The organism is Collinsella aerofaciens (genome assembly GCF_040920445.1).
GTDB classification, from domain to species: Bacteria; Actinomycetota; Coriobacteriia; order Coriobacteriales; family Coriobacteriaceae; genus Collinsella; species Collinsella aerofaciens_BH.
The window spans coordinates 1-18414 of the sequence record NZ_JBCOTQ010000048.1; the positions used below are offsets into that span (position 1 = coordinate 1).

General features: G+C 61.2%; 15 protein-coding genes. 13 read left to right on the forward strand and 2 right to left on the reverse strand.

Going from position 1 to position 18414, the window contains the following annotated elements; translation table 11 throughout:
- Positions 1 to 488 (reverse strand): alpha/beta hydrolase (locus AB5405_RS07835; protein ID WP_368138096.1); only part of this gene is annotated, 488 nt, incomplete at its 3' end.
- A 186-nt stretch (positions 489 to 674) separates the two neighbouring features.
- On the opposite strand from AB5405_RS07835, the gene trhA reads away from it, so the two are divergent.
- The 8 genes from trhA (at position 675) to AB5405_RS07875 (ending at position 9904) form a co-directional block, all read left to right on the forward strand.
- A complete protein-coding gene (gene trhA, locus AB5405_RS07840; protein WP_006235740.1) occupies positions 675 to 1358 on the forward strand; it encodes a PAQR family membrane homeostasis protein TrhA in 684 nt (227 codons plus the stop codon).
- 110 nt (positions 1359 to 1468) lie between these two features.
- Positions 1469 to 2842, forward strand: a complete 1374-nt coding sequence (locus tag AB5405_RS07845; protein ID WP_368138097.1) for a hemolysin family protein — start codon at positions 1469 to 1471, stop codon at positions 2840 to 2842.
- Positions 2843 to 2866: 24 nt separating this feature from the next.
- Positions 2867 to 3700 (forward strand): cyanophycin synthetase family protein, encoded by an 834-nt coding sequence (locus AB5405_RS07850; RefSeq protein WP_070097168.1) that lies wholly within the window; start codon positions 2867 to 2869, stop codon positions 3698 to 3700.
- A 136-nt stretch (positions 3701 to 3836) separates the two neighbouring features.
- The gene (locus AB5405_RS07855) at positions 3837 to 4226 is read left to right on the forward strand and encodes a YtxH domain-containing protein (RefSeq protein WP_035136593.1); all 390 of its coding nucleotides are present in this window, start codon (positions 3837 to 3839) and stop codon (positions 4224 to 4226) included.
- A complete protein-coding gene (locus tag AB5405_RS07860) occupies positions 4226 to 4981 on the forward strand; it encodes a PRC-barrel domain-containing protein (RefSeq protein ID WP_117848356.1) in 756 nt (251 codons plus the stop codon). The genes AB5405_RS07855 and AB5405_RS07860 overlap by 1 nt, the downstream gene beginning before the upstream one ends.
- A 72-nt stretch (positions 4982 to 5053) precedes the next feature.
- Positions 5054 to 6460 (forward strand): polysaccharide deacetylase family protein, encoded by a 1407-nt coding sequence (locus AB5405_RS07865; protein WP_368138098.1) that lies wholly within the window; start codon positions 5054 to 5056, stop codon positions 6458 to 6460.
- 328 nt (positions 6461 to 6788) lie between these two features.
- Positions 6789 to 8633, forward strand: a complete 1845-nt coding sequence (locus AB5405_RS07870; RefSeq protein ID WP_217107409.1) for a magnesium transporter — start codon at positions 6789 to 6791, stop codon at positions 8631 to 8633.
- 74 nt (positions 8634 to 8707) lie between these two features.
- The gene (locus tag AB5405_RS07875) at positions 8708 to 9904 is read left to right on the forward strand and encodes an Nramp family divalent metal transporter (protein ID WP_117637211.1); all 1197 of its coding nucleotides are present in this window, start codon (positions 8708 to 8710) and stop codon (positions 9902 to 9904) included.
- 543 nt (positions 9905 to 10447) lie between these two features.
- Here AB5405_RS07875 and AB5405_RS07880 read toward each other — a convergent pair.
- Complete coding sequence (locus AB5405_RS07880) at positions 10448 to 12664, reverse strand: acyltransferase family protein (RefSeq protein ID WP_368138099.1); 2217 nt, start codon at positions 12662 to 12664, stop codon at positions 10448 to 10450.
- A 186-nt stretch (positions 12665 to 12850) separates the two neighbouring features.
- Here AB5405_RS07880 and AB5405_RS07885 point away from each other — a divergent pair, with 186 nt between their 5' ends.
- The 5 genes from AB5405_RS07885 (at position 12851) to AB5405_RS07905 (ending at position 18258) form a co-directional block, all read left to right on the forward strand.
- Complete coding sequence (locus AB5405_RS07885) at positions 12851 to 13846, forward strand: ribokinase (protein ID WP_368138100.1); 996 nt, start codon at positions 12851 to 12853, stop codon at positions 13844 to 13846.
- 4 nt (positions 13847 to 13850) lie between these two features.
- Positions 13851 to 14825, forward strand: coding sequence for a nucleoside hydrolase (locus AB5405_RS07890; RefSeq protein WP_196022345.1), 975 nt, complete (start codon positions 13851 to 13853; stop codon positions 14823 to 14825).
- 102 nt (positions 14826 to 14927) lie between these two features.
- On the forward strand, positions 14928 to 15416 hold the full coding sequence (locus tag AB5405_RS07895; RefSeq protein ID WP_195521906.1) for an S-ribosylhomocysteine lyase: 489 nt from the start codon (positions 14928 to 14930) through the stop codon (positions 15414 to 15416).
- Between the two features lie 144 nt (positions 15417 to 15560).
- Positions 15561 to 16205, forward strand: coding sequence for a DUF4867 family protein (locus tag AB5405_RS07900; RefSeq protein WP_148332917.1), 645 nt, complete (start codon positions 15561 to 15563; stop codon positions 16203 to 16205).
- A gap of 253 nt (positions 16206 to 16458) precedes the next feature.
- Positions 16459 to 18258, forward strand: coding sequence for a histidine kinase N-terminal 7TM domain-containing protein (locus AB5405_RS07905; RefSeq protein ID WP_349128172.1), 1800 nt, complete (start codon positions 16459 to 16461; stop codon positions 18256 to 18258).
- The last annotated feature ends 156 nt before the right edge of the window (positions 18259 to 18414 follow it).

Below are 18414 nucleotides of genomic sequence, written 5' to 3' on the forward strand. Positions count from 1 at the left end.
CGCTCGATCCATGCGACGATGTCGAGGCGCTCGGGCCAGCCCATGCCGATATAGTCGCCGCCGGAGCGCTCGTGGGCGCGGGCGGCGGGTGCGAGTACGTTCATGCCACGGTCGTGGAAGCGTTTGGCGTATCGGGCCATACCGATGGGCTCGTTGGTATATCCATGCAGGCAGACGGCGTAGTCGTGCGTGCTCTCCGACGCAGCAAAATACCAGGCGGCAAGCTCGGTCCCGTCGTCCGCGGTGAGGTTGCTGCTCTTGCGGTTCTCTTTAAACCATGCCCGCGCCTCGGTATCCTCGGCATCCGGCTGCTCACCTTCTTTGTCGTTCTTGCTATCCTGCATCATCTTCATGGTGTATGGCGCGCGGGGATTCAGCGCGAAGTCAAACAGAAAGTTGCCGGCAAATCCGAGCAGCGCAACGACAACCACCAGTGCAACGATGCCGGCTATCTTGAGCTTTCGATGGGAACGTGCGTTTTGAGCCATGCGGTATTCTCCTATAAGATGTTAATACATCAACATTTAATGCAAGCGCATTATGGACGTTCGCCGTTGATGCGTCAACAGGCAAAGAATGGGTAAACAAAGGGTCACGTATGGTGCAAATTTCGCACGTACCTAGACGCTTTGATATAGTGTTGAGAACTCTTTACGTTGGAGGATGTAACCGGCATGTCCGATTCGAGCGACAGTTCTAAGCCGCGACCCAAGACCGCGGTCGTTCCACACTACACAGTGGGTGAGGAGATCATGAATTCCGTCACCCATGGCGTCGGCTGCCTGCTGGGTATCGCGGGCCTGGTGCTCCTGATCGTATTCGCCGCCCTGCGCGGCGGAGGCCCGGCCCATATGGCCGCGGCGATTGTCTATGGCGTCAGCATTATCCTCGAATACCTAGCCTCCACGCTCTACCACGCGATTCAGCCCGCGCGCGCCAAGCGCGTGTTTCGCATCATCGACCACAGCTGCATCTACCTGCTCATAGCCGGCAGCTATACGCCGTTTTGCCTCATCACGCTCGCAAACGACGGCGGCGCTGTGCTGTTCTTTGCCGTATGGGCCATCGCCATCATCGGCATCGCCCTCGAGTGCTTCCTACGCGAGCGCCAGCCGCATTGGGTAAGCGGCCTGGTCTACCTGCTGATGGGCTGGCTCGTTGTCTTTAAGCTGCCCGAACTTGTTGCGCTGCTCAACCCCGTGGCACTTGCCCTGCTCGCCGTCGGCGGCGTGTGCTACACCGCGGGCGTGCCGTTCTATATCGCCAAAAACGTGCGCTATCTGCACAGCGTGTTTCACCTGTGGGTGCTCGCCGGCAGCATCTTCCAGTTCATGGCGGTGATCCTCTTCGTAATCTAGCGACCACGCCTGCGCGCCCGCGTTCTCGTTTGGGCGCCGGTGCAATTGCCGTATCCGCCATCAACGTTTTAACCTGACGTCCCGAATCTTGGAGGTTCGAGAAACTCCCGATGGACATAACCATCTCCCTTATCACCACCCTCGTTTTGACCCTCATCAACGGCTACTTCTCTATGTCCGAGATGGCGCTCACCACGGCCAAGCGCGCCGTGTTGGAGCACGAGGCCGAGGAAGGCGACAAGCGCGCCGAGCGTGCCATTAAGCTGGCTGCCGACTCCGACCAGCTGCTCGCCACCATCCAGGTTGCCATTACGCTCGTGGGCTTCGCCTCGTCCGCCGTCGCCTCGACGAGTCTGTCCGACCCGCTCGCCACGTGGCTCATGAGCTTTGGCATCGCGCCGCTCTCCGCCATCGCGCGCGGCCTGGCGCCGGTCATCATCACCGTCGCGGTCGCCTTCGTGTCCATCGTGATCGGCGAGCTTGTGCCCAAGCGCATCGGCCTGGCCAATGCCGAGGGCGTATCCAAGCAGGTCGTGGGACCGTTGTCATTTTTCCAAAAGATCGCCCGTCCGCTTGTGTGGCTGACTGGCGCTTGCTCCGATGGCCTGGCCCGCATCCTGCGCATCAAGAGCGCCGACGACCGCCAGAACGTCTCGGAGGAGGAGATCAAGTACATGGTCTCGGAGCAGGACGACCTGCTCGACGAGGAAAAGCGCATGATCCACGAGATCTTCGATCTAGGCGACACCGTTGCCCGCGAGGTCATGGTGCCGCGCGTGGACACCACCATGTGCGAGGACGACGAGACGGTCGCCGACGTGTTGTCCACCATGCGCCAGACCGGCTTCAGCCGCATCCCCGTCTATCACGAGGATCCCGACAACGTCGCGGGCATCGCGCACATCAAGGACCTGATTCAGCCCGCGCTCGACGGCAAGGGAGACCAGCCCATCGCCGGTTTTTTGCGCGACGCCACCTTTGTGCCCGACACCAAGGACATCCTGCCGCTGCTGTCCGAGATGCAGACCTCGCACGACCAGATCGTGGTGGTCGTGGACGAGTACGGCGGCACGGCCGGCATTATCACCATCGAGGACATCGTCGAGGAGATCGTCGGCGAGATCGAGGACGAGTTCGACCCCGACAACAAGTACCTCACGCGCCTTTCGCGCCGCGAGTGGCTCGTCGATGGGCGTTTTTCGTGCGATGACGCGATTGAGCTTGGTTGGCCGCTCGAGGAAAGCGATGATTATGAGACCATCGCCGGCTGGATTTTGGAGCTTTGCGACTCGGTGCCCGACATCGGAGAGGTGTTTGAGGTTGCGGGGTACAAGTTCAAGGTGCAGTCGATGCGTGGCCAGCGCATCTCGCTCATTCGCGTGATTGCTCCGGCCGAAACCGATAAGAAGGATTCCGAGTCTTCGGCAGAGAAGCCGGCGACGTCGGGTGCGGGCTCTGTGGATCCGCACGATGGCGACGAGTAGGGCAAGGAAGAGTAGGGGAGAGTTATGGCAGGCCTGTTCAACATCCTTAAGGTCACCGTCAGCGAGGACAAGATCTGCGCGCATGTGCTGGTGAACCCCGGCATGCCGCTCATGACCTCGGAGGATATCGAGGCCACGGCGCGCGTGTATTACCTGGTGCCGGCGATTGCCAAGCACCTGTGCCTGGGTGATTCCGGTCGCGAGTTCCAGGACTGCATGGGTCAGACCGAGCTCTGCCATCTGCTGGAGCACGTGACGGTCGAGCTCATGAACGAGACCGGGCTTGCCGGCAGCATCTCGTGCGGCCGCACGCGCGTAAGCGAGCACGACGAGCGCGTTTTTGAGGTTGAGCTTTCGTGCCCCGACGACGCGCTGGCCATCGGTGCGCTGTCTTCGGCCACCTTTATGATGGACTGGGCGTACCTGCACGCCGACCAGCCTGCCCCCGACGTGGAAGGCACGGTCGCGGGCCTGCGCAACCTGGTGCTGGGCATGCGCGCCGAGGCCGAGGGCAAGGATCCTCACGAGGCCGTCGCCGCTGCGAACGGCGAAGATGCTGCCGAGGACGAGGGCGCTGACGAGGGCGATGTGCCGGTCGACGCCGAGCCCGTTGTCGATGCGACCGCCGAGCCCGTTCCCGCCGAGCCCCAGGGCGTCCCCAACTTTGACGACGAGCCCCAGGTGACGATTGATACCGAGGGCGCGGTTGCCGAGAACCACGAGGCCTCCGCTGCCGTCTTTGGCGGTGCGGCGACGGTTCCGGCAGGACCTGCGCATGAGGGCGGTCTGCCGCTCGTGGACGGCGCCGGCGAGGACCCGGGTGCCACGGTGGCCATGCCGGCTATGCCTCAGGAGTAGGCCTACGCGTTTATCACCATCACGTACCTGCGCCTTTGCCGTACGCAGATGAGCGGAGCGGCAAGTGATGTGCTGCGGGTATAATGGACAGCATTCAAACGGTGGGCACCGACGTGCCCGCAGGAGAGGAATGATCATGGGTAAGACTTTCAGCTTTGTCTCCGGCGCACTTTTTGGTGCCGCTGCCGGCGCTATTGTCGGCGTTGCTCTGGCCCCGCGTTCGGGCGCCGAGACCCGCGCCATGGCTGCCGATATCGCCAACGACGCCTGGGACAATATGCGCGACACCTACGAGCACAGCGCCGAGGAGGCCCGTGCTGCGGTGAATGACTTTGGCCCGATGGTCGACGCCAAGACCGACGACCTGCGCGCCAAGGTCGACCTTGCCCGCGAGCGCATGGACCAGCTGCGCGAGCAGCTCAACGACGCCATTTCGGGCGGCAACGTGACGCCTGCCGCCGACGTCGTGGTCGAGAACGCCGTCGAGGCTGATACCGAGGCTGCGGAGCCCTCGACCGAGGCATAATGCGCGCCGGGGATTTTGTCGGCGCCAAGATCTATCGCAAGCCTACCGAGGACAAGCGCACCAAAAAGGACGGCACACCGCGCAGCCCTAAAAAGCTCGGAAAGATTCACTTTCCGGTCTTTACCCCGGGCGGTACGCGCGTGGTCGGCTTTATGGTCCGCCAGTCCGATATCGCGGGCATGATCGAGCGTCCCGACCGATTCGTAGCGCTCGACGCCATTGGTGTCTACGAGGGCGCCATTGCGGTCGATGACGTCAAGGACACGTACGATTCCGCCGCCGCTAAGCGCCTCGACATCAACTTGGACGATTGCATCATCTGGGTCGGTATGGACGTGCGCACGGAATCGGGCGACGTCGTGGGCTATTGCTCGGACGTTGAGTTCAAGCCACGCTCGGGCATCGTGCAGGCATTCTATGTGACCGCCGGTGCTGCTTCGAGTGTTTTGGTTGGTGACACGCAGGTGCCGCCGACGATGCTGCGCGGCTACGAGAACGGTGCGATGGTCGTCTCGGACGAGGTCAAGTCGCTCGGGTATTCGGGCGGTGCGGCCGCCAAGGCCGCCGAGGCCAGCGTCGTGGTGGGCGACAAGGTCAAAAAGGGTGCCAAGGTACTCGACGACAAGGGATCGGTTGCCGTGGACAAGGGCAGTCGCGCACTGGGCAAGCAGCTCGGCAAGACGCGCGGCATGTTCAAGGCCTTTAAGGACGAATACCAAAAGGCGAGCGGAGGCTCGTCAAAAGCTACAAAATAGCGACGTACCAAATGATGGGAGGCAAGCCGGAGACCTGTTGCTCCGGCTTGCTGTGTTTATGGGGGAGGGCACATGCACCAAAACGGATCCAACTTAAACGGGCGTTCGGGTGCGCATCCGACAGCGCGCCGCGACCTGGGGCAGCTGCCCAGCGGTCAGCGCCGCCGTCACCGTAAGCCCGGCGCGATGTATCTCAACCATAGCCGCGGCTTTAGCGATCGCAGCGCGCGCATCGGCAACAGCCGCACACCCCGTCGTTCGTCTCGCCTGCCCTATGCGCTGATCGCCGTGGGTTGCGCGCTCGTGCTGTTTATCGCTGCCGTCGTGGGCTACGTCAACCGCAGCGTGGACGTGGAGCTCAACGGCCAGAAGACCGCGGTGCGCGTGGGCTCTACGCTGCAGAATCTCATCGACGAACAGGATTTGACTGACACCTACGACGCAGGCGACCTGCTAGCCGTCGATGACAGCGTGCTCAAGCGCCATGGGGGCGAAAAGCTGTCGGTGAAGGTCGACGGCAAGCGCGTGAAGCAGGGCAAATGGGATAGCCGCGAACTCGAGGGCGGCGAGAAGGTGACGGTCAAGGATGGCCGTAACACTTACGAGAAGCACGAGGTTCAGGCTACGGTTATCGAGCCCAAGCTCAAGGTCGAGGGCACGGGCGCTATCGAGTATGTGCAGACATGGGGTGTCCAGGGCCGATCCGAGGTGTGGGTTGGTGAGCGGTCAGGCAAGACGCAAGACCGCGGCGAGGTTGTGCCCGCCACCGATTGCGTTGTTGCGTGCGCCAGCGTGGCGCCCAAGGGCAACAAAAAGTACGTGGCGCTGACGTTTGACGAGGGTCCGAGCGGCGCCACCAAACAGATCTTGCAGGTGCTCAAGGAAAAGGGCGTCACCGCGACGTTCTTCCTTTCGGGCGATGCGGCCGAGGCCTCGCCTGCCACGGCCAAGGCGATTGTCGACGCCGGGTGCGAGATCGGATCCAACAGCTACAGCGACGATTCGCTCAAGGGTCAGGACCGTGAGGCGGTGCGCGAACAGATCACGAAAGGCACCGATGCGATTAAGTCGGCGACCGGCGTGAAGACGATGCTGCTGCGTGCTCCCTACGCTGCCTTTGACGAGCAAAACTGGATTGATGCGATGGACCTGGTCTCCGCCGTGGTCTCGTGGAATATTGACTCGGGCGACTGGCTGCTCAACGGTGCCGACGAGCAGGTCTCGACGGTGCTCGATTCGGTGACGCCGGGCAATATCGTGCTGCTCACCGATAGAGACGAATGCGCCGAGCAGATGCTCGAGGCGCTGCCGCAGATTATCGACGGCCTCATTGCCGACGGCTACAAGATCGTGACGCTCAGCGACCTGGTCAAGACGGACACGTCGCTGAGCAAAAAGCTCACCTCGCTGACGAAGGTCACCATGCCCAAGGACGCCGTGTTCCCCCAGCTTGCCGAGGACGAAGATACCACAGAGTAGTCATTGGGTAGTCATTTAAGAACGTCCCCAATGACTATGTCACGGATGCGTCAGCGTTTGGTATGCCTGCAATGTGCAGCGCATAAATTCGATGCCGCAGGGCGATGCTGATGCTATAGTTACTGCGGTTAATGAGGGTCAAGAGAAAGGTTACAGGTGAAATCCAAACCTCGACCATACAGTCGATGACCCCATGCAGGTGCTTTTTGCGCATGCACGGGGTGTAAGCGTCGAGCGGCGTGCCGCCCGCGCATGCGTATACATATCCAGAAGCCCCCGGACGTCGCACATGCGGCCGCGTCCGGAGGAATAATGATGGGGAGCACCATTGAATTATCTGAGTGAGATGCTCAAATTGCCGGTCTTGGACGTCGATGGAGAAAAGCTCGGCGTGGTGAACGATTTTGGTATTGCTACCGGCGAAGTTTTTCCGCACGTGACGTCGCTCGCGTTCCGCGGTCCCGGCAAGACGCCGTTTATGATCAGCTGGCGCAAATGGGTCGACCGTATCGACGAGACGGGTGTACACCTTAAGACGTCGGCCACCGAAATCCGTTTTTCGTACCTGCAGCCGACCGAACTCTTGCTTGCCCGCGACGTGCTCAACAAGCAGATTGTCGACACGCAGGGCATGAAAGTCGTGCGCGTAAACGACATCAAGTTTTCCATGTCGGGCGAAAATCAGCTGCGCCTGCTGGGCGCCGAAGTGGGCGCCCGCGGTCTGCTACGCGCGATCAGCCCCGCACTCGAGCATATCGTCGAAGGCTTTATGAAGCACCTGGGCAAGCCGCTCAGTGAGGACATCATCGCTTGGTCCTACATGGACCTGCTCGATCGCTCGACCAAGAACATTCAACTCTCGGTGTCGCATAAGACGCTCGGCGAGCTGCACCCTGCCGACATCGCCGACATTATCGAGCAGCTCGACCCGCGCCTGCGTGCGCAGGTGTTTGCACAGCTCGATACTGCCCAGGCCGCCGAGGCCATCTCGGAGTTCGATGACGACGAGCTTATGACCGAGATGCTCGAGGGCCTGTCCGACACGGACGCATCGTCGATGCTGGCCATGATGGACCCGGACGACGCCGCCGACCTGATCGACGAGCTCGATTACGAGAAGGCCGAGAAGCTCCTGCGCCTGATGGGCGTCAAGGAGGAGAAGGCGATTCGTAACCTGCTGGGCTATGAGGACAACACCGCCGGCCGCATCATGACCTCGGAGTTTGTCTCGCTGCCCGCCACGGCGACGGTCGGCGATGCCATCGAGGCGATTCGCAAACTCGATGAGGACTTCGAGAGTGTCTATTACGTCTATACCGAGGATCCGAGCGGCATGCTCACCGGCGTGCTCTCGCTGCGCACGTTGATCGTGGCCGACCGCGATGCCACGCTGGGCCAGCTCGCCTATCGCGACCTGGTCTACGTGTCGCCCGACGAGGACCAGGAAGACGTGACGGACGAGATGACCAAGTACGACCTGGTTGCCATCCCTGTCTGCGACGAGAACCGTCATATCCTGGGCATCGTGACCTTCGACGACGCCATGGACGTTATCGCCGAGGAGCATCAGGAGGACCTGCAGATCGCCGGTGTCGGCTCGGGCGATAGCGCGTCGGACGACTCGACGAACGTGCTCAGCTGGTTTGTGCATCGCCAGTACTGGGTTGTCGTGTGGGGCATTGCCTCGTGCATCATGGCAACGGTGCTGGGGACGGCGCTCGGCTCCGCGCATCTGGTGGTGTTCCCCATGTGCGCCATGCCGCTCGTGCTGCTTGCTGCCTCGCGCATGGTGTCGTTCGTCAAGAACTACTTCTTGGAGTATGACGGTCACGACGACGAGCCCAAGCCGTATCTGGGGTTCTTCTTCCAGAGCACGGGCATGGGCCTGATTCTGTCACTCGTGACCTACCTGTGCGCCCAGCTGGTGCGCACCGCCGCGTTCCCCGATGCGCCCATGTTTGAGGAGCAACTCTTTACCGGGTCCTTTAATATCGCTGCCATCATTTGCCTGGTTGGCAACATGAGCGCCGTGATTTACCTGATGGTGCTGTTCTGGCGTGACGAGCATGACCTCAACACGTCGGGCACCGCCATGAACGTTATTGCCGTCATGATCTCGTGCGTAGCGTACTGCGCCGCTGCGGTGCTGCTCACCATGTCGGTCATTGGCTAGGTGGTCGCGTGCAAAATACCAAGCAAAAGTCGGGCACCAAGCAAAAGTTGACCATCGCGGCCATCTTTGGCGCTATGGGCCCCGGTCTGCTGGCGGCGCTTTCGGGCAATGACGCCGGCGGCATTGCAACGTATTCCAGCGCGGGCGCCAGCTATGGCTATAAGATGCTCTGGATGCTTCCCGTCATGACTGTGCTGCTCATCGTGACGCAGGAGACCGCGGCGCGCTGCGGCTGCGTCACGGGCAAGGGCCTGGCATCGCTCATTCGCGAGCGCTTTGGCGTGCGCAAGAGTGTACTTGCTATGGCGGCGCTGTTGATCGCCAACACGGCTGTGACCATTTCGGAGTTTGCGGGCATCGCCAGCGGCCTTGCTCTCTTTGGCGTGCCGGCGAGCATCTCGGTGCCGTTGGTGGCGCTGCTGGTGTGGATGCTTACCATGTCGGGTAGTTTCCAGCGCATCGAGAAGATTCTGCTGCTGGTGAGCTGCGTGTTCGTGACCTATATCGTCGCTGCATTTATGGCTGGCCCCAACTGGGGTGAGGTCGCGGTCGACCTGGTCGTGCCTAACATTCAAAATGACCCCAGCTACGTGTCGCTCGTGGTCGCAACGATCGGTACCACCATCGCGCCGTGGATGATCTTCTTGGCGCAGAACAACGTGGTCGATAAGAACGCGGGCGAGGACGATATCGTGCTGCAGCGCATCGATACCGTGAGCGGCTCGCTTGCCGCCGATGTCATTGCCGGCTTTATTATCATCACGACCGGTACGGTGTTGTTCCCGGCGGGTATTCAGATTAGCGATGCCGCTGATGCTGCCCGCGCGCTGGAGCCTATTGCGGGTCAGTGGTCCACGGTGCTGTTTGCCTCGGGCCTGGTCGCGGCGAGCTTCTTGGCCGCCTGCGTGCTGCCGGGCGTTACGTCGAGCGCTATCTGTGAGGCATTTGGATGGGAGCGCGGTGCCGACCGCAGCTGGGACGAGGCCCCGGTCTATCGCGGCATCATTACGGCCATCATCGGTATCTCTGCCGTGCTGGTGCTTATGCCCGGCGTCGATCTGTTCCAGATTATGATGACCTCGCAGGTCATCAATGGCGTGCTGCTGCCCGTGGTTCTGGTGTTCCAGGTGGTTATTGCCGCTGACCGTCACATTATGGGCACTAACCGCAACGGCCGCGTGTGGAATGTGCTCACTTGGGCGACTATCGGTGTGATTACGGTGCTCACGGTCGTCATGTTTGTTCTGCAGGCGATGGGTTACAGCGCTTAGCGCCTCTTTTGGACTCCAAACAGGCCGCAGCGATGGGCTGCGGGCTGTTTTTGTCTGCTATAGGGTGTTAGTTATATGGCAGTGGGCAAAAAATGCCAAATATGAGTACTGTTGCTAAGTGAATAGCATTTACATTCAAGAAGATAATAAACATAACCTATAGTATGTTCATTAAAATTGGCTCCAATACGCCTTAAACCAGTCAGGTTGGCTGCTTTAGGGGGTTGTAGGGTTCGCTCGGACGTCATTTTGGGTGGTTTTGCCTGCTACTAAAATGGTAACAGTACTCATATTTGCCCTTTTTTGCCCACAGACCTTTGAGGGTGCGGCGAAAAGGGCTTGTTTTGATTGTTTGGGGCAGGCGCGAGGCGCGGAAACGATGTCTGGAGCGACGGAGCGGCCTGGAATTCATCCGTAGAGGTCTTCATTGGCTGCGCCAGGAGTGTCCCTAGGTACCGGTACATAAGGAACGTCCCTAACTGCCGGAGGGGGCGTCTGCCGTGGCAGACGCCCCCTCCGGATGTGGGAAGTTTGCGCTGCAGGTTACTTGTCGGTGCCCAACTTGTGCGGCTTGAAGGCAAGCGCATTGATGAGTGCGTCGGTGGCAGACTTGACGGCTGCCGGCTGCGGATCGTTAACGTGGTCCTCGGGATGCACAGGCAAGTCCTTCTTGACGGCATCGTGGATGAGCTTAAGGTACTCGGCCACGCCCGCGTTCGAAAGGTGCGTGCCGTCGCCGTCGAACAGATCGTTGCGGTTGGCACTATATCCGTACCAGTCGATAACGCGCACGTTTTTATAGCGCGTGGCGGCGTTGGCGATGGCCTGATTGGTAGCGCCGACCCATGGCTGCGGGCTGCGCGTGTTTACAAATACGACGGTGCGCTGATTGCCGGCATCGGCCATGATGGCGTCAATCTGGGCATCGGTCACTAGGCCGTTGGTGCCCAGCGCAAAGACTACGATCTTGCCGGCGAGGTTCTGCTGGATATAACCCTCAAATGTTGTGCGGCCCGCATCGAACTGGCGGCCCTTTTCGGCATCGATGTGACTGTGGGGGAACACGCCGTCAAAGGAATCGACGGCGCGCAGGGACACGGAGTCGCCAATCATGAGCAGGTCGTAGGATCCGTCGGGGAAGCCGTCGTTGTCCTTGTCGGTGTCATCGGCCGCCTGCTGGTCCTGGGGTTTTGCATTTTTGGCTTCCTTGTTTAGGATTTCGGCGCCCTCGCCGCTCAGCGCGGATGTGTCGGGCACAAAGACCAGACCACCCAGCGCCACGACAAGCACGACGCCGCAAACGGCGCACACGGGAATATGCGCGCGCATCCAGTTTGCGGGCGTGGTGGTGCCTTCGCGGAGCTCGGAAACGGTGCGTCCAAAGGCGCCCTTCCTAAACGGCGTCTCGATAAAGCGATAAGAGCATTCGGCTACGACGACCACCACAAATACCTGCAAGATGTACTGCCACCAGGGCGTATCGCTGAAGTTGGCGACCGGGTTCATAAGCAGCAGCAGTGGATAGTGCCACAGGTAGATGCTGTACGAGCGCTTGCCAACCCACACGAGCGGCTCGGCGGACAGCGCGCGGGCAACCATTCCCTGGGGCTGCACGCAGGCTGCGATGACCATGAGCGTGAGGATGGAGCATAACAGCGTGCCGCCGCGATACTGGAACGCGGTGTAGCCGTTGGTGAGTGCGACCATGGCGGCAAGGCCAACCAGACCCACGACGCCCAAGACATCGATGGATGCGGGCGAGGACCAAAAGCGCACGAGGGCGCTCGGCTGTGCCAGGGCGGTATCGGCTGATTCGTTGGCCTTCTTGTCAGGCTTGTCCTCGGCTTTCTTGCCGTGCTTGGCGGCGCCAGCCAGGCGATTGAGCCCCAAACGATGAGCGAGACGCACCGGCGCCAGGTCGCGGTCGGGGATAAAGGCCATCCAGGCGCCCAGCAGCAGCGAGAACACGCGGGTGTCGGTGCCGTAGTACACGCGGCTGGGGTCGGCGGCGGGATTGTAGAGTACCATCATGGCGAGGGCAGATACCGCGGCAAGGCCCAGAACCACGCGGCGCGTGTTGGGCTTGCTCACATGCATGGATACCATGGCAAACAGCAATGGCGGCCAAATCAGGTAGAACTGTTCCTCGATGGCGAGCGACCAAAAGTGCGTGAGCGGCGAGGGGTCGCCCAGAGCATTGAAGTACGAGACGTTTTGGGCAATCTGCCACCAGTTATTAAAAAACAGCAGCGACGGCAGGATGTCGGGGCGCATCTTGGTGAGCATCACATGGTTAAAGATGGTGCACAGCGCGCAGGTCACCACCACAACGGTTACCACGGCGGGGAACAGGCGACGGATGCGGCGAATCCAGAAGCTCTTGAGGTCGATGCGGCCGGTCTTTGACACTTCGTTGATGAGCAGGCGCGTGATCAGATAGCCCGAGAGCACAAAGAAAATCGTGACGCCAAGCAGGCCGCCCTGTGCCCATGTGAGGTTGAGGTGATAGAGCACTACCGCGACGACGGCGAGCGTGCGCAGGCCGTCGAGGGCGGGGATATATCGAGATTTGGGGCGCGTGGGCGCCTGTTCTTTTGCGGCGCTGTTGGTGTGGGCACCCTTGTTGGTGGGCGCACGATGAGAGCCTGCGGCGTGGCGCGGCTCGGTGGCTTGTCGGTTAGCGCGCGAACGTTCGTGCGGCGCTTGTTGATCGCTCGCGTGGCGTGAGCTGCGCGAACTCGATCGCGGGAATTGTTCCATAAAACATCATCCAATGACGAGAATAATCAGCACGTCTTCATTGTAACCGCCTGCTCCTGTGAATGCTTGCTGCCGGCGCAAGCTCAAGCGCGCGTCCACATCAAAGTGAACTAAAGTTATAGAGGCGCGAGAGCGCACGATTGACGGCCAACGGCGGGTGCAGAGCCCGCGGACGAGGAGGTTTCCATGGCAGATAGCGGCATCGTTGCGGTGTTCGGCAGCATGAACATGGACCTTTCGGTGGCGTGCGAGCGCATGCCGCGTGCGGGCGAGACCGTTGGCGGCAGCGGGTTTATCACCAACGCCGGCGGCAAAGGCGCCAACCAGGCCGTAGCTGCTGCGCGCATGGGCGCGCATACGCATATGATCGGCGCGGTCGGCTGCGACGCATTTGGCACGTCGCTCGTGGCGGGGCTCCAAGACGCCGGCGTGGACTGTGTCTTTGTAGCGCGTCGCGATGACGTGGAGACGGGAACGGCGACCATCATTCGCTGCGAGGGCGACAACCGCATCGTGCTGTCGCCGGGCGCCAACCATGCGCTCGCGGGCGAGGATGTTGCCCGCGCGCTGAGGCGTCTGGTAGCCGATAAGCTCGACGGAGACGCCAGCGATATTGCCCCGGCTGTCGGAAGCGTCTTTATCGCCCAGGGCGAATGTGACCTTGCAGCGACGGCCGAGGCGCTCGTTTGCGCTCACGAGCTGGGGTTCTATACGGTCTTTAATCCAGCTCCTGCCTGCGAGTTGCCTGCGGAGGCCTGGCCTGCGGTCGACCTGGTCTGTCCCAACGAGACTGAGTGCCAGGTGCTGACGGGCATCTTGCCCGCGGATGATGCGAGCTGCGTCGCGGCGCTCAATGCCCTGCTCGCCAAGGGTGCCGGAGCTGCGGTCATCACGTTGGGCGGCGCCGGGTCGGTTACGCTCGGCGATGACGGCGAGCCGCTGCGCATGCCGGCGCTCTCGAGCACGTTGGTCGATACGACGGCCGCGGGCGATACATTTATCGGTGCGCTTGCCGCGGCTCGTCTGGAGGGCCTGCCGCTCTTTGAGTGCATGGCGGCGGGTGCACGCGCCTCGGCGGTGACGGTGTCGCGCCTGGGCGCACAGCAGTCGATTCCCACGCGCGCCGAAGTTGATCGCGTGTTTGATTTAGACGATTTGGTACAAGACGGAGAAGCGGAGTAGAACAATGGCAATCAAGAAGCTGATCCTTGATCTGGATATGGGTGTGGATGATGCGATGGCGCTTGCCTATGCCATCGCGAGCCCCGAGGTGGAGCTCGTCGGCATCACCACGTGCTTTGGCAACGTGCGCGTCGACCAGTCGGCGCATAACTGCCTGGCGGTGCTCGACCTGTTGGGCCGTCCCGAGGTGCCGGTGTACCTGGGTGCCGACCGTCCTCTGCAGGCGACTGAGCCTTATACGCCGCCGGCGTCCACCGCGCTCATTCACGGTAAGAACGGCATCGGCGGCGCGAGCGTGCCCGCGTCGCCCTACGAGCCGGTGGGGGCGACATCGGCTGATGGCAACGCTGCGGTCGATTATCTGATCGATGCCGCGCGCACCTATGGTCCCGATCTGGTCTACGTAGCGACCGGCCCGCTCTCCAACCTGGCGCTTGCCCTGGAGCGCGATGCGGCGGCGGTGATGTCTATCGGCCGCGTGGTGGTAATGGGCGGTGCCCTGACCGTGCCCGGTAACGTGAGTGCGGGTGCCGAGGCCAACATGGCAAGCGATCCCGAGGCGGCCGATGCCGTGCTGCGCTCGGGCCGCAAGCTCACCATGGTGGGCCTGGACGTGACGCATCGCGTGGTGCTCACGCGCCGCGACATTGCCGGTTGGACGGGCTCGGGCACCATGGCGGGCTGCGCATTTGCTAGCATGGTCGAGCACTACATTGGCTCGTACGAGATGAACGCACCCTACCTGGGTGGTTGTGCGCTGCACGATCCGTTGGCCGTTGCCGTGGCGATCGACCCCACGCTCGTAGGTGCACTCGGCTGCAATCTGCGTGTTGATCTGCTGGGCGAGTATCGCGGTCGCACCATTTGCGATGAGCACCGCCTGTCCGACCCCGACAAGAGCGCGCTTGTGGCACTGACCGTGGATGCTCCGCGCTTCCTGTCCGAGTTCAAGACGCGTATGGCCCGTGTCCTTGGCTAAGTTGTCTTTTTGGACGGGGCTTTTTTGACTGGTATGATTGGTACGACCATTCGAACCAGCTAAAAGAGCCCCGTCCCAATTTGACTATCGAGAGGATCTGCCATGGAGCGCATCGCCAGCTTTTCCGTTGATCATCTGCTGCTTGAGCCCGGCGTGTATGTGAGCCGCATCGACCGCGATCCGGCGACCGGTGCTGCCGTCACCACGTTTGACCTGCGCCTGACCACGCCCAACAAGGAGCCGGTCATGAACACCGCCGAGTGCCACACCATCGAGCACCTGGGTGCAACGTTCTTGCGCAATCATGCCGAGTGGTCGGGCCGCATTGTCTACTTTGGCCCCATGGGCTGCCGCACGGGCTTTTACCTCGTTGTGTTTGGCGAGGTGACGAGCGAGGAGATCCTGCCGCTCGTGCGTGAGCTGTTCGAGTTTGTCGCCGACTTTGAGGGCGATGTCCCCGGTGCCGCTCCCGAGGAGTGCGGCAACTACCTGGACCAGAACCTTCCCATGGCTAACTGGCTCGCGCGCCGTTACCTCGACCGCGACCTGGCCGATATCGACGAGAAGCACCTGCACTATCAGCAGGCATAAGGGCTTTATCGCCCAAAACGCGCGCATTGGGCGCCTTCGCTTATGCGGGGGCGCCTTTTTGTTGATTGGTCGGGACGAGCGTTCAAAATCGCTCATGTTTGTTCTAGAATGTTCGTATAGTCACATTTACGAACAGGAGTGAACATGCATATCTGCTCTGTCAACGATCCCGAGTTCAAATCCTATGGCAACGTTTGGAATAACGTTCCGTCCGAGCTCACGTCGCCCGTGCTCGAGGCGCTTTCTGCCACGTCCATTCCCGAGGGCAGCAAGTACGTAGCAAGTGCGCCGGAGCTCGAGGGCGTCAAGGATGCCGATAAACTGGGCTTTCTCATGTTTGGCGGCCGACCCTTCCAGCTGGGCTGGTGCAATGGCCACAACACGCAGCTCAACTGCCTGGAGTATCACCGCGCCAGCGAGTTCAACCTGGGCGCGCGCGACTTTATCCTGCTCGTGGCGCATCGCTGGGAGATCGAGGACGGTAAGCTCGACACCGCGTGCGTCAAGGCGTTCCGCGTGCCGGCGGGTACGGTCGTCGAAGTCTTCAACACCACGCTCCACTACACGCCCTGCATGGTCGATGACGGCGGCTTCCAGGTGATGGTGGCGCTGCCGGCGGGCACCAACGGCCCGCGCCCCGAGGCTGCATCCGACATGCCTGCTGCCGGCGACAGCTACTGCTACTGGAAGGCCGACAAGTGGGTCCTCTGCCACGCCGACAGCCCCAAGGCAGCCGAAGGCGGCTACGTAGGCCTCATCGGCAAAAATCTCGACATCACCGTGGACTAGCGCATCGCCCCAAACCACCACAAAGGTGCCTGTCTCCTTTGCGGTGGTTTGGGGCGGGCAGATATCGGGAAGTGCCAGACGGGGGAGGCTGCCGGGCGCCTTGCCGTCTGCGGATTTTGGGACATGTGGCCCGCTTTTTGAGCCTGCCTGTCGGTACACTAAAAGCACTATGGGTACCCGCGAGCGACATATCGGCAACGCGGCCGCCCGATCCGCACCCGTGGCGGATCCCAGGGGCGGCAGGCTCTTCGCCATGCCGCGATTCCTTGTTGGCATAACACATCAGGTGTACCGCCACCGCGTCTTTGCTATCGCCGGTGTCATCACCGCGATGTTCCTCATGCTTTTGGCAGTCTTGCCGGCGCTGTTCGCCTTCGACCCCAAACTTTCTAACGCCGTGCCCGCCTATAGCGAGGTGTCCGAAGAGGTCGTGGATGCGCTCGTCCATTCGAGCTCTCTGCCGTTGCTTGTTGCCGCAATTGCATTTTCGATCTGGGGCGTATCGGTCTATCTGCGCTGTTTGGACTATGTGTTGCGCCGCCGTCTTGTTGCCATCGCCACCATCTGCGCCCTGTGGATGATCGAAGTCATTCTCAAGTACAAGTCGTTCACGCCGTTCTATGCCACCGTGCTGTGGTACCTGTACTACGTGCCCATGACGCTCATTCCGCTGCTCTACCAGTTGTGTGGTCTGCGCCTTGCGGGCCTGGAGCAACACCGCCTGGGTCGCCGCTACTGCGCTGCGCTGTGGATTATGGCTATCCTGCTTATCGGATTTGTGCTCACCAACGATTTTCACCAGCAGGTCTTCCACTTTGACCGTACAAGCGACACCTGGAGCAACGATTACACGTACGGCTGGGGTTATTTCGCCGTCCTCGTGTGGACGGCCTTTAACTTTGTGGCCTTTTTTATCCTGGTGGGCCGGTCCTCGTCCTTTCGCATCCAACGTTTCTCGGGCACAGCGGCGCTCGTGCTGCTGGGCGGCGCGTTCTTTGCCATCTCATATGCGTTGCGCGTGCCTTGGGCATGGAGGCTCAACTTCTCGCTCGTCTATTGCGTCTTGTGCGTGGTGGCGATGGAAATCTGTCTCGATTGCGGTGTCGTTCCGTCATATCACGACATCGCCGGCATTTTCGACACCTTGCCGCTTGACCTCAAAGTTCTAACGCGCGACCTGCAGGAAGTCTATGCCACGCCAGTGTCAAAGCCAATGCCGGTGGGCGTGCGCGAGGAGTTGCGGACCCAGGCGCACAGCCGCGCCCATGCCTTTGCCGTGGCGTCCGATCCCGATGTGATGTGCCGTGCCTTTCCACTGCTGGGCGGATCGGCCCTGCTTGCCCAAGACGTGTCGGATCTCAACGAGCTTAACCGTGAACTGGCACATCGTCGTATGGAGCTGCAGCGTCAAAATGAGCTGCTCGCCGCCGACTACGACCTTAAGACGCACCTGGCAGACCAAGAGGCCGAGACCTTGCTGGTCCAAGACGTGGACCAGGCGCTTGCCCGCGCGCTCGAAGGGATGTACGACCTGCTGAGCTCGCTGCCGCCGTTGACCGATGAATCGTCTTCGCACGAGCGTTACCGCATGCTGCAGCGCGCCAAGATGCTCGTCGCCTATTGCAAGCGCAAGGGGTCGCTCACGTTGGCACAGCACGGGGAGAGCGGTTTTGATCGCGACCGCATTCAGCTCATTGCCAACGAGCTCGCAAGCGACCTGCGCACCATCGATATCGATTGCGCCTCGATTATCGCCATACGGCGCCCGATGCACGCCAGTACGGTAAGCGCCCTGTACGACTGCGTGTATGACTTTGCGTTTTTTGCCTACACCACCGACCATCCGGCGCTTATGTATCACTTGGGCGATCATGACCGATGCAGTGTCGAGCTGCGTGCCGCGCTTTTTTCCAACGATGATGCAGATCTTTCGCAGACGCCCGCTGCGCAAGAGCTCGAAAGCGCTCTGCAAGGGCGCAACGTGGCATACCGCCTTGAGGGCGAGCCCGGCCAGCTGCGCATGATCGTCTTGATGCCGAGGGCGGGTGAGTGACGATGCAGATTTCGCTCATTCTTCCCCAAATCGTTGCGCTCGATGTTGTCTTTGCCCTGGCTGCGTGTCTGCAGACGATCCACGTCCCGCTCATCGCATCGCGCCGCTCGTCCTATAACCGTAAGGTGATTTGTGCCTACGAGGCGAGCCTTGTGC

Bases quoted from the DNA above. Each gene is read 5' to 3' on its own strand.
- AB5405_RS07895 (WP_195521906.1), top strand. From the start codon at position 14,928: ATGGAGCGCATCGCCAGCTTTTCCGTTGATCATCTGCTGCTTGAGCCC.
- trhA (WP_006235740.1), top strand. From the start codon at position 675: ATGTCCGATTCGAGCGACAGTTCTAAGCCGCGACCCAAGACCGCGGTC.
- AB5405_RS07875 (WP_117637211.1), top strand. From the start codon at position 8,708: ATGGGCCCCGGTCTGCTGGCGGCGCTTTCGGGCAATGACGCCGGCGGC.
- AB5405_RS07885 (WP_368138100.1), top strand. From the start codon at position 12,851: ATGGCAGATAGCGGCATCGTTGCGGTGTTCGGCAGCATGAACATGGAC.
- AB5405_RS07845 (WP_368138097.1), top strand. From the start codon at position 1,469: ATGGACATAACCATCTCCCTTATCACCACCCTCGTTTTGACCCTCATC.
- AB5405_RS07900 (WP_148332917.1), top strand. From the start codon at position 15,561: ATGCATATCTGCTCTGTCAACGATCCCGAGTTCAAATCCTATGGCAAC.
- AB5405_RS07890 (WP_196022345.1), top strand. From the start codon at position 13,851: ATGGCAATCAAGAAGCTGATCCTTGATCTGGATATGGGTGTGGATGAT.
- AB5405_RS07860 (WP_117848356.1), top strand. From the start codon at position 4,226: ATGCGCGCCGGGGATTTTGTCGGCGCCAAGATCTATCGCAAGCCTACC.
- AB5405_RS07855 (WP_035136593.1), top strand. From the start codon at position 3,837: ATGGGTAAGACTTTCAGCTTTGTCTCCGGCGCACTTTTTGGTGCCGCT.
- AB5405_RS07850 (WP_070097168.1), top strand. From the start codon at position 2,867: ATGGCAGGCCTGTTCAACATCCTTAAGGTCACCGTCAGCGAGGACAAG.
- AB5405_RS07880 (WP_368138099.1), bottom strand. From the start codon at position 12,664: ATGGAACAATTCCCGCGATCGAGTTCGCGCAGCTCACGCCACGCGAGC.
- AB5405_RS07865 (WP_368138098.1), top strand. From the start codon at position 5,054: ATGCACCAAAACGGATCCAACTTAAACGGGCGTTCGGGTGCGCATCCG.
- AB5405_RS07905 (WP_349128172.1), top strand. From the start codon at position 16,459: ATGCCGCGATTCCTTGTTGGCATAACACATCAGGTGTACCGCCACCGC.